Origin of the sequence: Embleya sp. NPDC059213, from assembly GCF_042754445.1 — a bacterium.
Lineage (GTDB): Bacteria > Actinomycetota > Actinomycetes > Streptomycetales > Streptomycetaceae > Embleya.
The window spans coordinates 1-12,720 of record NZ_JBHZAV010000237.1; the positions used below are offsets into that span (position 1 = coordinate 1).

Sequence of the window (12,720 nt, forward strand, 5' to 3'; positions counted from 1 at the left end):
GACAGGTGGTAAACGTCGCGAGCATGCTCGTGGGCGGCGACGGCTTCGTCGAACCGGCGCATCTCGCGCAGAACGACGCCGAGGCTGTTGCACGCGTGGGCTTCGCGATGGGTGTCGCCGAGAGCGTGGTAAACGTCGCGAGCATGCTCGTGGGCGGCGACGGCTTCGTCGAACCGGCGTACCCCCTGCAGGACGACGCCGAGGCCGTTCCACGCGTCGGCTTCGCCGTGGATGTCGCCAAGGATGCGGAAGGTGTCGCGGGCATGCTCGTGGGCGGTAATGGCCTCGTCGAACCGGCGCATTTCGCGCAGGGTGACGCCAAGGTTGTTACATACGCCGGCTTCACGGTGGGTGTCGCCGAGAGCGTGGTAAACGTCGCGAGCATGCTCGTGGGCGGCGACGGCTTCGTCGAACCGGCGCATCTCGCGCAGGGTGACGCCAAGGTTACTGCACGCGCCGGCTTTGCCGCGGGTGTCGCCGAAGGTGTGGAAAGTGTCGCGGGCGTGTTCGAGAGCGGTGACGGCCTCGTCGAATCGGCGCACCTCGTGCAGGGTGACGCCGAGGCTGTTCCACGCGTTGGCTTCGCCGTGGGTGTCGCCAAGGATGTGGAAGGTGTCGCGGGCTTGTTCGAGAGCGGCGAGGGCATCCTTGAACCGGCGTACTCCCTGCAGGGCGATGCCGAGGTTGGTCCACGCGCCAGCTTGGTTGGGTCGGTCGCGCGCCTTGGTGCATTGGTCGAGGACGAGGGTTGCGAGCGTGACCGAATCGTCGAAGTGTCTGCGCGACTGCAGGTAAGGCTTGAGAGCATCGGCCAAGCGGGCGGCGGTGGAGGCGCGTCCGGGAGTTGAGGGGTGCGCGGCGGCGGAGGCGAGCGCGGCGGCGACGAGGTTGCCGTGTTCGGTGTCCAGCCAGGCTAGTGCCCAGGCCCGGTCGGCGAATCGTCCCGAAGGCACTGTGCCAGCTGTTTGGTCGAGGTGGAGTGCGGCTGCTTCCGCGTTGGGGGTGTAGTGGTCTGTGATGAGGCGGTCGATGGCTTGGGTGTAGCGGCGGCGGGTGTTGCGTCCGGTGGCCATATAGCTGCGGGCGAGTTCCCCGGCATAGTCGCGGACGAGGTCGTGCATATGCCACCGCTCGCCCCGCGAGCGGTCGTACTCGAGCAGGTGTGCCTGGGTGAGTAGGGCGAGCAGGACGCGGGTTCGGGGTTGCGGGCGGCCGGTGAGAACGGTGGCGGCTTCGAGGCCGATGTCGGATCCGGGGCTCAGCGCCAGCAGCCGGAACACTTCCACCTGGTCGTGCGGCAGGCGCCGCAGGGATAGGTCGAACGTGGCGCGCACTGCGCGTTCGCCGTCGTCGAGCAGGTCCAGTCGGGCGCCCGCCACGGTCAGGTCCTGGGTCACTTCGGCGATGGGCCGGTCGGGTTCGAGGGTGAGGTTGGCGGCGGTGATCCGTAGCGCCAATGGGAGAAACCCGCACGCATTCGCCAACGCGGCCGCCCCAGCCGGGTCTTCGCCGACCCGGCCGTCGTCGGGATCGGCGATGCGCAGCACCCGGTCCAGCAGGTCGGCGCACGTATCCGGATCCGGGACGCCCAGGTTCAGGTGTCGGGCGGTCAGCGTGGTGAGGGTGTGGCGCGAGGTGACCAGGAGTCGGTGTGGGCCGGTGCCGGGGAGGAGCGGTCGGACCTGCTCGGCGGTGGAGGCATTGTCGGCCACGACCAGGACCCGGCTTCCGCTGGCATTGAGGGTGGCGCGGTACCAGCCAGCGCGCTGCTCGACCTCGGGCGGGATGCGTTCGGGCTCGGTGCCGAGGGCGCGCAGGAGGGCGTCGAGGGCCTGGCCTGGTTCCACGGGGTGTTCGTCGTAGCCGCGCAGATCGAGGAAGAGGGTGTGGGTGTACCAGGTTTTCTCGCGTGCGGCGTGGGCCGCAGCGACGGCGAGGGTAGTCTTGCCGACTCCGCCGAGCCCGGCGACCACCACCGCTTTGGTGCCAGCGCTTGCGTCTTTTGAGCGAGGGGCTGGGGCGAGGGCGGCTAGGAGGGCGTTGAGGTCGGTCTCGCGACCGGTGAAGGCGCTCTCGGTGCCCGGGAGCATGTCGAGGACCTGCGGAACGGCCGCTGCGGAGTATACGTGCTGGATACCGATTGCCCCGACGACCTGACCGGTCCGGTCGAGATGAGCCCTGCGAAAGTCGACGTGGTCCCCGCCCGGCCCCGTCCTGCCTCCCTGTCGCTTTCCGGCCTTCTTGCGCTGTCCGCGTTTCGCCATCGATCTCCCCGATCACGTCCGTACCCCGATCCCGACGGTGACCCGCCCGCCCAGCCGGCTGGTGCCGCTGTCGGACCAACGCCTTGACCTAGCGCCGGGACCTCACCCAGCGGGCCACCACCCCGGCGGGATCCCGGTGCGTGGCCACCGCTCTTCGTTGCCGGTCAAGCTCGTTGGCGAGCATGTGAGGCGATCCGATCCCGCATGCCCCCGCCCGGCGGTCCACGGCAAGGGCTGTCCGAGTGGTTCAGCGTGGGGGGTGCTGCTGGTACTGGGTGCCGATCTTGCCGACGACCTGCCCTGGGCCGGTGAAGCTGCCGTGGCTGAAGTCGATGTGGTCACCCGCATACGACACACGACCCACAGCGCCCACTTCCGCGTGGGCGTCAACAGCGCGTTGGAGTTCGGCCGCGGCTTCCGGATGTACCGCGAGTCCGCCGCTGAGCTGCGCGGACCACACGCGCAGCGCGTGCTCGAACCCGGCGTCGACAACAGCGCGTTCACGCAGAACACGCTCCAACCGTTCGGCTGCCACGTGGTTCGCAGGCGCGGCCTCCAACGCCGTGATCTCACCCACGCCCACCGGCGCTCCACCCTCGACACCGAACGTTGGCGGCGCGGCATCGGGCGGGGTCCGCACCGGGTGGCGGCGCACCAGCGCGCTCAGGCTCGCCCAAGCCTGCCGGCCGACCTCTCCACCGACACCACCAGCCAACGCTGCCAACATCGCGATCGTGATCGGATCCATGACCATCACCCGGAATCCTCGTGGGCCGACATCCCTCCGGCCACGCTACGGTCCCGCCCCGCCGCCCCGCCGTCGTTTCGCCGACGTTCGATCCTCAAGGACCAACGCGGCCACTATGTGCGCGGGCCGGGTGCCGTGGTGTGGCGGAGGTAGTAGGCGGCTCGGGAGACCTTGAGGAGTTCACAGGCGCATTTGCTTAGATTCAACCGTTCAAGGCAACACTCTCGGCTGGGGTGCGGATCCCCACTGACGGTGCGTGCCCTGGGATATCGGCTCCTGTGCGGTGCCTAGAGGCGGCGTTCACCTTGGACCGGGTTTCGGTTCACCTTCCGTAAAGTTAAATAGTGAACGATGCAAGGGTGACGACGAACGAGCAGGACACCACGTGCCACAGCACCGCAGGCGCAGTGCCCCTCGCTCGTGAGGACGCCGAGGCTTTGGCCACCACCTTGAAGGCCGTCGCCGACCCCACCCGCCTGCAACTGCTCAGCCTGATCGCCGCCGCCCCCGGTGGGGAAGCCTGCGTCTGCGACCTCGCCGACTCCCTCGGGCTGCGCCAGCCCACGATCAGCCATCACCTCAAGCTTCTGGTCGACGCCGGCCTGCTCACCAAGGACAAGCGCGGCACCTGGGCCTGGTTCACCCTCGTCCACGACCGCCTCGGCCTGGTCGGGACCATTCTGAACACGGTGGTCCCGGTCGGCTGAGCTCGATCGACGCTCCCCGTCGGCCGTGTTCCACCCCGGGGGTGAACTTCGGTCACGTGTGGGATCCGTGAGGTTCGGGGCCATGACGTCGTAGGTGATCGCGTAGGACGGGGACGGGTGATCCCGGCCGGTGGCCCAGGGTGTGGGCAGTCGTGGCCCCGTCAACTTCAGGTGCGGCATGGGATTGTGCCGCAGGTGCTGGAACAGGTGGCTGTGGCCATGCTGAACATCAACGCGAGGCCACCGTCCACCTTCAGGCGGTGATCGACCCTCTTGTTCCGGTCGTCGTCCTGCATCACCAGGTGTGGCAGGAAGAGGAAGCGGTGTGGGTCCAGCGGAAAGAGAATGCTCAGGTACGCCGCCGAGAGCAGTTGGTCGTCGGAGTCCTGGCCGTTGAGGACCACCACGGGCACGTATTCAACGTCCGTCACACCACCGTGATCACTGCGGGCCGAGGGCGGTTCGCATCGTCGTGAGGCCCGCACCCAGGCAAGTGCTCGGCGCCGGCGACACGACGAATGCGTCCGATTCCGAATATCGCCTACTCCTGTTCGCCGGTGAGTTCGCCGATCAGGACGCGGATGCGCTGCTCGATCTCGTCGCGGATCGGGCGCACGGCGTCGACGCCTTGGCCGGCCGGGTCGTCGAGGGCCCAGTCGAGGTATCGCTTGCCGGGGAAGATGGGGCAGGCGTCGCCGCAGCCCATGGTGATGACGACGTCGGAGGCTTGGACGGCCTCGGTGGTGAGGACCTTGGGGGTCGCGTTCGAGATGTCGATGCCGACCTCCTTCATCGCCTCGACCGCTGCCGGGTTGACCCGGTCGCCGGGGATCGAGCCCGCGGAGCGGACCTCGATGGCGCCTTGGCCCAGGTGTTCGAGAAAGCCGGCGGCCATCTGGGAGCGGCCGGCGTTGTGGACGCAGACGAAAAGCACGGAGGGCTTGTCGGACATGGCGGGGGTCCTTTCGGAACGTGGTGGTGTCGGAGTCGAGCGGAAGGGTCAGCGGGGCGGGGCGGGGGTGCTCGTGCGCAGGTCGGTGAGGAGTGCGGTGACGCGGGTGTCGATCTCGTCCCGGATGCCGCGCACGGTCTCGGCCAGGCCGCCGCCGGGGTCGGCGACGGGCCAGTCCGCGTAGCGACGGCCGGCGACCAGGGGCAGTGCGTCGAGGCAGCCCAGCGTGATCACGACGTCCGCGGCGGCCACGACCTCGTCGGTGATCGGCTTGGGGAAGGCTTCGCCCGCGTCGATGCCCAGTTCCGCGAGCGAGGCGAGGACTGCGGCCTCGACCTCGGGGCCCGGGGCGGTTCCCGCCGACCAGGCGCGCGCGCCGCCCTGTGCGTGCCTGTTGAACAGCGCGGCGGCCAGTTGCGAGCGCCCGGAGTTCGCGGTGCACACGAACAACACCCGGGGCTCGGCGTCGGAGCCGGCGGTGTGTGCCAGGGCGTCCAGGCGTTCGGCGGCGAACCGCTCCGCGAGGAGCGGCAGGTGCGGCGTCACGGTGGCGGTGGCGGCCAACGCCTCGTAGGAGGCGTACAGCACCGACCGCACCGTCGTCGCGGAGAACACCCCGGCGTACGCGGCGGCCAGACGCCGCTCACCGCCGGCCAACAGGACCACGGGGGGCATGACTGACTCCTGGAATCGGGGGTTCGCTTTTCGCTCCCCGGACCAGTAACGTATCAGCCCATGATGATGTCAGTCGATGCTGATCTGTTGAAGGTGCTCGCCGACCCGCTGCGTCTGCGCATCGTCACGCTGCTCGCGGGCGAGGCGCTGTGCGCCACCCACCTCGTCGAGGAGACCGGCGCGAGGCAGACGAACCTGTCCAACCACCTCAAGGTGCTGCGCGAGGCCGGGGTGGTGGACACCGAACCGTGCGGACGCTTCGTCTACTACCGCCTCAATGCCGAGGCGCTCGACGCCGTAGCCGCAACCCTGGGCGATCTCGCAGCCACCGCCCGCGAGACCGCCGCCACCGACCGGAAGAGGCCCTGCTGATGACCGCCACCGACAGCCCACCCGCCACGGCGGACGGCTCCGCCGCGATCGTCGGCAAACTCTCCACCCTCGACCGGTTCCTGCCGGTGTGGATCGGCCTCGCCATGGCCATCGGCATCGGCCTGGGCAAGCTGATCCCCGGCCTGGACGACGCGCTGTCCAAGGTCGAGATCGGCGGCATCTCCATGCCGATCGCGCTCGGCCTGCTGCTGATGATGTACCCGGTGCTCGCCAAGGTCCGCTACGACCGCCTCGACACCGTCACCGGCGACCGCAGGCTCATGGCGTCGTCCCTGGTGATCAACTGGATCATCGGCCCGGCGATCATGTTCGCGCTCGCCTGGATCTTCCTGGCCGACCTACCCGAGTACCGCACCGGCCTGATCATCGTCGGCCTCGCACGGTGCATCGCGATGGTCATCATCTGGAACGACCTCGCCTGCGGAGACCGCGAGGCCGCCGCCGTCCTGGTCGCCCTCAACTCGGTGTTCCAGGTCGTCATGTTCGGCGTGCTGGGCTGGTTCTACCTCGACCTCCTGCCCGGATGGCTCGGACTCGGCGACGGCGAACACCTCGACGTGTCGTTCTGGAAGATCGCCGTCAACGTGATCGTCTTCCTCGGCATCCCGCTCCTGGCCGGGTTCCTGACCCGCCGCCAGGGCGAGAAGGCCAAGGGACGCGACTGGTACGAGACGAAGTTCCTCCCGAAGATCGGCCCCGTGGCCCTGTACGGCCTGCTGTTCACGATCGTCATTTTGTTCGCCCTCCAGGGCGACACCATCACCAGCGAGCCCGGCGACGTCGCCCGCATCGCCCTGCCGCTGCTCGTGTACTTCGCGATCATGTGGTTCGGCTCCTACGCCATCGGGCGCGGCATCGGCCTGCCCTACGACCGCACCGCCACCCTCGCGTTCACCGCCGCCGGCAACAACTTCGAACTCGCCATCGCGGTCGCCATCGGCACCTTCGGCGTCACCTCCGGCCAGGCGCTGGCGGGCGTCGTCGGCCCGCTCATCGAGGTACCGGTCCTCGTGGCCCTGGTGTACGTGTCGCTGGCGTTCATGCGCCGGCACACACGCGAGACCACCTCCGCGTGACCTTTCGGATGGCGGCTCGGGCGCTCCCCCGCACCCGCGCCGCCACCGCGAGGCCCTCGTCCCCCCGAGGGCGGCCGACAGGTCAGCAGCCGCAGGCGCCGGGCTTGTCGGCGCGGATGATCGCCGAACTCATCCCGTTGGTGATCTCGTGGGTCGGCTCGATCGAGACCCGCAGGAACCCGGCGGCCGTCAGCCCCGCCTCGAACTCGCTCGCCGACAGCGCCCCGGCGATACACGCCACATGCGAGCCACGCTCCGCCCGCTCCTCGGGGGTGAGGCCCTCGTCGGCCACCACGTCGGAGACACCGAGCCGACCACCGGGCCGCAGGACCCGGAACGCCTCCGCGAACACCGCGTCCTTGTCGACGGCCAGGTTGATTACACAGTTCGAGATCACCACGTCGACGGTCGCGGCGGGCAGCGGGACGGCCTCGATCGAGCCCTTGAGGAACTCGACGTTGTCGACGCCGGCCTCCTTCGCGTTGGCCACGGCCAGGGCCAGCATCTCGTCGGTCATGTCCAGCCCGTACGCCTTGCCGGAGGCCCCGACGCGCCGCGCGGACAGGATCACGTCGATCCCGCCGCCCGAGCCCAGGTCGAGCACCCGCTCGCCCTCACGCAACTCGGCCACCGCGGTCGGGTTCCCACAACCCAGGCTCGCGGCCACCGCCTTCGCGGGCAGGCCCTCACGGTCCCGGGCGCCGTAAAGCTCGGACCCGAAGCCCTCGCCGACGCTCACCTCGGTGCCATCGCAGCACGATCCGCTCGTGGCCGTGCCCCCTGCCACGACCGTGGCAGCAGCCGCCCCGTACGTCTCGCGCACCTGCGCGCGCAGGTCTTCGCGAGTCTCGGTCTCGTTGGGCATGGTGTATCCGCCTCTCGTGCGAACCGCGATCACCGACGGGGATCGTTCGGCCCTCGCAGTCTGAATGCATACATCGGCCGGCATCTATGCATACAGGTCGATGGTCGACCACCGTTTCCCTCCCGGACACCGACCGCTCGGGGTCTCTACCTCCGAGCCCGGTCCGGCGTGGGACTTCCATCGGCGAGCCCCGGCGGAAACGGCCCCGGATTCGGTTCGCGCACATGCCCGTGTCAGACGAGAGTCGGGCGTTCTCAGTGCGCCGACAGGATGGTGCAGATGCCGTTCTCACCGCAGGTGTCCGGGTCGGTCTCCGCCGCTCGTCGGGCCAGCTCCCGCAGCGCGGCGCGGGTCTTGCAGAGTTCGGCCAGGCGCTGTTCGATGTCGGCGAGGTGCTTGACGACCAGGTCCGTGACGTGTCCGCAAGGGGATTCGCCACTGTCGCGCAAGGCGAGAACGGAGCGGATCTCGGCGAGGCTGAGGCCCGCGCCTTGGGCGTCACGGATGAAGGCGAGCCGCAGTGTGGCGTCACCACCGTAGTCGCGGTAGCCGCCCGCGGTACGAGGCGGCTCGGGCAGCAGACCCGCCTGTTCGTAGAAGCGGATGGTCTTGGCGGTGACTCCGCCGACGGTCGCGAGGTCCCCGATACGCATACGTCCAGGCTACGCCTTGACCTTCCAGTGCACTGGAACGTCTAGCGTCGGGTGCACGGACCCCCGAGCCGAAAGGCCACGAGCATGCGCATCACCGTACTAACGGTCCCCCACTGCCCCAACGTGCCGATCGCACGCGAGCGGATCGTTGCCGCGCTGGACGGCCGGGCGGCCGACGTGGAGCTGGTCGAGGTACGGGACGAGGCGGAGGCCACCCGGCGGGGCATGACCGGTTCGCCCACCGTGCTGATCGACGGCGTCGACCCGTTCGCGCCGGCGGGGGCGGTACCGAGCGTGTCGTGCCGCCTGTACCGGGACGCGGACGGCCGTACCGAGGGAGCGCCGAGCGTGCAGGCCCTGCGCCGGGCCCTGGTGGGCCTGCCGGTCGGGCCGCCCGGGGGCGCGGACGAGCGCGAGTGCCGCGACGCGGGCGTCCCGGATCCGATCGGGCGCGGCGGCCGGGGCCGGCGTGCCCCGGCCGAGGGCGGGCTGCGGGCGGTTCAGCAGGCGGTGCTGGGGTGTTTCGCCGCCACCGGCCGCGCCCCGGAGGCGGCCGAGCTGGAAGCGGTGGCCGCCACCTGCGGGCGCACGGCCGGGGAGGTGCTGGCCGAGCTGGACCGCGAGGACTTCCTGGCCCTCGACGGGGACGGGCGGATCCGGGCCGCCTATCCGTTCTCCGCCGTTCCCACCGCGCACCGTGTGCGGATCGCCGGTGGTACCGAGGTGTGGTCGATGTGCGCGATCGACGCGCTGGGCATCGCGACGATGCTCGGCACCGACGTGGTGATCTCCTCCGCCGACCCGGTCACCGGCGACCCCATCGTCGTCTCCGACAGCCCGGACGGGGCCGTGTGGCAGCCGCCGAGCGCGGTGGTGTTCATCGGTCACCGCGGTCGTTCCGGGCCTGCGGCCTCGGTTTGCTGCGACGCGTTGAACTTCTTCACCGGCGAAGCCTCCGCACGCCGGTGGGCGGACGAACACCCGGAGGTGACCGGCGATGTCGTCGGTCGGGCCCGGGCCGAGGACATCGGCCGACGAACGTTCGGACCGCTGTTGTCCGACGGCTGACTCCATCCACCGCGCGCGTACGTCGACGAAGGGTCGCTTGCGGAAGACGGGCACCGTGGGGCTCGCATCCGGTACCCGGGTACAGGTTCACCGTCGGATCATCGCCCCGACCGACCCGGTCGTGAAATGGTTCGAGGTCGAGGGAGTCCCAATCATGGGTTGGGTACCGCAGTCCTGCACGTTGCCGACCGAGGAGCCCGGGCGGGCGAGAGCGTGGAAGGCACCGGGCGATGAGCGGGGCGACCGGGCCGGTCTCGCCGCTGCGGTCGGGGGAACTCGCCGAGGCCGGCTTGCGTGCTCAGCCAGCCCATGTCCGGGGATCCGAACGCAGGCGGTGACGATGTCGGCGACGGTGGTCTTGGCCGTGCGGGTGGCGCCGATGATCGTCGCCGAGGCGATGCCGGTCCAGTCGCCGTAGCCGAGCAGGTGCAGACGCGGCTCCCCCAGGGCCTGGGTGCCCTCGGTGGGCACCCGGCCGGTGTGGTCGCGCAGCTTCAGGGGTGCCAGGTGTGCGAGGTGGGGGCGAAATCCCGTGCACCACACGATCGCGTCGCACGCCGGCTCGGCGCCACCAGGGGTGACGACGCCGTGTTCGGTGACGCGGGTGAACATCGGTTCAGCGCGCAGGACGCCGCGTTCGCGGGCCGCCAGGACGGCGGGGACCATCACGATGTCGCCCAGCGCCCCCACCCCGCCGGTGTCCTCGGCGCCGGTGCGGTGGGCGAGTTGTTGGCGGGAGGCGACGTCGAACAGGACGCGGCCGTCGACGTCGTCGGGCAGGAAGCGTGGGGGCGGGTGGTGAACCAGGTGGTGTCGGCGACGGTGGAGATCTCGGCGAGGATCTGCGCGGCCGAGTTGCCTCCGCCGACCACGGCCACGCGCAGCCCGGCGAACTCGTCCGGGTACCGGTAGGCGACGGTGTGGAGTTGGCGTCCGGCGAAGGTCGCCTGCCCGGGGTAGTACGGCACGTACGGCGAGCGCCACGTTCCCGTCGCGCTGACCACGACCCGCGCGTGCCACGACCGGTCGTCGGTGTCCACGCGCAGACCGTCCGGCTCGCGGTGCACGGCTCGGACAATCACGGGGCGGTGGACGGGCAGTTCGTAGCGTTTCTCGTAGTCGGCCAGGTAGTGCACCGTGTGGGTGGCGGTGGGGAACGTCCGGCCCGGCTCGGGTGGCATCCACCACCCGGGGAGGGTGCTGTACTGGGCGGGCGAGAACAGGTGGAGCGAGTCCCAGCCGTGCTGCCACGCCCCGCCCGGCGTCTCCTCCCGGTCGAGGACGACGAAGTCGACGCCGGCTCTGCGCAGGAAGTATCCGGCGGCGAGGCCGGCTTGGCCGGCGCCGACGACCACGACGTCGTGGCGATGGGTGGTGTTCATCGAGTCCTTGTCCGCGATGACGGTCGAAGCAGCCTTCGAGTGATCGTCGCCTTCATGATCGCCGCAACGGGGACGTCCGCTTCGTCGGGACGCGCGTGCGGCCGGATCCACGTGACGGTGGTGGCGGCGGTGATTCCTATCCGATGGTGGGGCTACGACGTTCCAGGAGGACGACGTCGCGCCAGGTGCCGTGGTGGCGGCCGACGCGTTCGCGGGTGCCGATCACCCGGAACCCGGCCCGGGCGTGCAGGGCCAGGCTCGCCGTGTTCTCGGGGAAGACACCGGATTGGATGGTCCAGATCCCGGCCGTCTCGGTCGAGGCGATCAGGGCGTCGAGCAACGCCCGCCCCACCCCGCGTCCCTGGGCAGCGGGATCGACGTAGACGGAGTGTTCGACCACCCCGGCGTACACGCACCGGTCCGATACCGGGGACGCCGCGACCCAGCCCAGGACGTCGCCGGTGGTGGTGTCCAAGGCGACGTGGCAGTGCTCGGCGGTCTTCTTCGCCCAAAACGCCTCCCAGGTGGGGACGGTCGTCTCGAAGGTCGCGTTGCCGGTGGCCAGGCCGGCCGCATAGACGGCCAGGACCCCCTCGGCGTGGGCCGGGGCCATGGCTTCGATCGCGAGGGTCGCCGCGCGGGGCGGGTGGAGGTCACGGATGCTCCTTCCGGGGGCGGGTGGTGGGGATGCTGCCGAGGGCGAGGAGAGTACCGGCGACGGCGAGTACGGCCAGGACCACGAACATGTGCGGGTATCCGCCCAGGGGTTCGGCGAGGGCAGCGCCGGCGAAGGGGGCGACGGCGGAGGCGGCCATGATCGGTGCGGCGAGGATCCCGGACAGCGCGCCGTAGGAGGCGGTGCCCCATCGGTCGGGGATCGCGGTGGCCTGGAGCAGCGTGGCGATGCCGCGGGCGGTGCCGGCGAGGACGGCGACGGCGATCAGCAGCCAGACCGGGCCCGGCACGAACGCCAGCGCCGCAGTGGTGGCGGCGGCCGTCGCCAGGACCCAGGTGGTGCGGGAGCGCACGCTCGTGCCGCGGACCAGGGCCGCGTAACCCAGGCGTCCGGCGACCTGTCCGATGCCGCCGAGTCCCAGTGCCCAGGCGGCGAGGGTGGTGCTCGCGCCCCGCTCGGTCAGCAGCGGTACGAGGTTGATCATGACGGCGTACATCGCGAAGCACGCGATCGTCAGCGACACCACGAGCAGCACGAACGGCCGGCTGCGGACCACCGATCGGGTGCTCGTGTCCGCCTCGGTCCGGGCCGAACCCGCATCGGGTGCCGGGTGGTCGGGCCACGGGCGGCGCAGGACCACCGCGTGGACGGGGATGGTGACGCTTGCCAGGACGAGGGCGAGGACGAGGTAGACGCCGCGCCATGAGAGGTGGTCGGCCAGTGCCGCGGTGAGTGGGGCGAAGACGGTGCTGGCCAGGCCCGCGACGAGGGTCAGTGTCGTCAGGGCGCGCACGTGGTGGGGCGCGTTCCAGCGGGTGAGGGCGACGAACGCGGGTTGGTAGAGCACGGCGGTCATCGCGACTCCGGCGAGCAGCCAGGCGGCGGCGAAGCACCAGATGTTTGGTGACGCGGCCACGGCGAGCACGGCGGCCGTCGCCAGGGCCGACCCGAGGGTCATGGCGACGCGCGGTCCGCGTCGATCGAGGACGCGGCCCAGCGGGATGCCGCCGATCGCGGCGACGATCAGCGCGGCGGAGAACGCCGCAGTGGTGGCCGGGGCGGACCAGCCGGTGTCGTCCTGGATCGCCGGCGCCAGGACGGGAAAGGCGTAGTAGAGGATGCCCCAACTGGTGATCTCGGTGACGCACAACCCGATCAGGACGGCGCGCACCCCCCGCCCAATGGGCTGCGCAGTCGACGGGGGGCGTTTTGTTCGGGTTGGCCCCCGCAACCCCCCCCCCACTCGAAAAATTTAACCTGG

13 protein-coding genes and 1 pseudogene are annotated in these 12,720 nt (G+C 70.5%); 4 read left to right on the forward strand and 10 right to left on the reverse strand.

The genetic code is table 11. From position 1 onward, the window contains the following. Together ACFXMF_RS42805 and ACFXMF_RS42810 are read right to left on the reverse strand one after the other, a co-directional pair. A partial coding sequence (locus ACFXMF_RS42805; protein WP_380021145.1) for a tetratricopeptide repeat protein occupies positions 1-2,264 on the reverse strand: 2,264 nt, incomplete at its 3' end. A 247-nt stretch (positions 2,265-2,511) separates the two neighbouring features. After that, entirely contained in the window at positions 2,512-3,021 is a 510-nt protein-coding gene (locus ACFXMF_RS42810) for a hypothetical protein (protein ID WP_379987697.1), read from the reverse strand. Between the two features lie 350 nt (positions 3,022-3,371). On the opposite strand from ACFXMF_RS42810, the gene ACFXMF_RS42815 reads away from it, so the two are divergent. Next, complete coding sequence (locus ACFXMF_RS42815; RefSeq protein ID WP_379987698.1) at positions 3,372-3,719, forward strand: ArsR/SmtB family transcription factor; 348 nt, start codon at positions 3,372-3,374, stop codon at positions 3,717-3,719. Positions 3,720-3,886: 167 nt separating this feature from the next. Here ACFXMF_RS42815 and ACFXMF_RS42820 read toward each other — a convergent pair whose 3' ends face one another. From ACFXMF_RS42820 to ACFXMF_RS42830, 3 genes are all read right to left on the reverse strand, one after another. Further along, positions 3,887-4,150: a hypothetical protein gene (locus tag ACFXMF_RS42820; protein WP_379987699.1), complete on the reverse strand. Its 264-nt coding sequence runs from the start codon at positions 4,148-4,150 to the stop codon at positions 3,887-3,889. A gap of 110 nt (positions 4,151-4,260) precedes the next feature. Then, entirely contained in the window at positions 4,261-4,671 is a 411-nt protein-coding gene (locus tag ACFXMF_RS42825) for an arsenate reductase ArsC (RefSeq protein WP_379987700.1), read from the reverse strand. A gap of 48 nt (positions 4,672-4,719) precedes the next feature. Continuing rightward, positions 4,720-5,346 (reverse strand): low molecular weight phosphatase family protein, encoded by a 627-nt coding sequence (locus tag ACFXMF_RS42830; protein WP_379987701.1) that lies wholly within the window; start codon positions 5,344-5,346, stop codon positions 4,720-4,722. Positions 5,347-5,406: 60 nt separating this feature from the next. On the opposite strand from ACFXMF_RS42830, the gene ACFXMF_RS42835 reads away from it, so the two are divergent. Continuing rightward, complete coding sequence (locus ACFXMF_RS42835; protein WP_379987702.1) at positions 5,407-5,718, forward strand: ArsR/SmtB family transcription factor; 312 nt, start codon at positions 5,407-5,409, stop codon at positions 5,716-5,718. Then, a complete protein-coding gene (arsB, locus tag ACFXMF_RS42840; RefSeq protein ID WP_379987703.1) occupies positions 5,718-6,815 on the forward strand; it encodes an ACR3 family arsenite efflux transporter in 1,098 nt (365 codons plus the stop codon). Before ACFXMF_RS42835 ends, arsB begins: the two co-directional genes overlap by 1 nt. A gap of 82 nt (positions 6,816-6,897) precedes the next feature. On the opposite strand, the gene arsM is transcribed toward arsB, so the two are convergent. Both arsM and ACFXMF_RS42850 read right to left on the reverse strand, forming a co-directional pair. Beyond that, on the reverse strand, positions 6,898-7,680 hold the full coding sequence (gene arsM / locus ACFXMF_RS42845; protein WP_379987704.1) for an arsenite methyltransferase: 783 nt from the start codon (positions 7,678-7,680) through the stop codon (positions 6,898-6,900). Positions 7,681-7,934: 254 nt separating this feature from the next. Beyond that, complete coding sequence (locus tag ACFXMF_RS42850) at positions 7,935-8,333, reverse strand: heavy metal-responsive transcriptional regulator (RefSeq protein ID WP_379987705.1); 399 nt, start codon at positions 8,331-8,333, stop codon at positions 7,935-7,937. A 123-nt stretch (positions 8,334-8,456) separates the two neighbouring features. Here ACFXMF_RS42850 and ACFXMF_RS42855 point away from each other — a divergent pair, with 123 nt between their 5' ends. After that, positions 8,457-9,401: an alkylmercury lyase family protein gene (locus ACFXMF_RS42855; RefSeq protein ID WP_380021147.1), complete on the forward strand. Its 945-nt coding sequence runs from the start codon at positions 8,457-8,459 to the stop codon at positions 9,399-9,401. 339 nt (positions 9,402-9,740) lie between these two features. Here the strand turns inward: ACFXMF_RS42855 and ACFXMF_RS42860 are convergent. The 3 genes and pseudogenes from ACFXMF_RS42860 to ACFXMF_RS42870 all read right to left on the reverse strand — a co-directional run. Further along, positions 9,741-10,783, reverse strand: a pseudogene (locus ACFXMF_RS42860) (ArsO family NAD(P)H-dependent flavin-containing monooxygenase); the annotation flags it as partial. Between the two features lie 136 nt (positions 10,784-10,919). Further along, positions 10,920-11,396 (reverse strand): GNAT family N-acetyltransferase, encoded by a 477-nt coding sequence (locus tag ACFXMF_RS42865; RefSeq protein WP_379987707.1) that lies wholly within the window; start codon positions 11,394-11,396, stop codon positions 10,920-10,922. Positions 11,397-11,436: 40 nt separating this feature from the next. Beyond that, complete coding sequence (locus tag ACFXMF_RS42870; protein WP_380021149.1) at positions 11,437-12,630, reverse strand: MFS transporter; 1,194 nt, start codon at positions 12,628-12,630, stop codon at positions 11,437-11,439. Positions 12,631-12,720 lie beyond the last annotated feature (90 nt).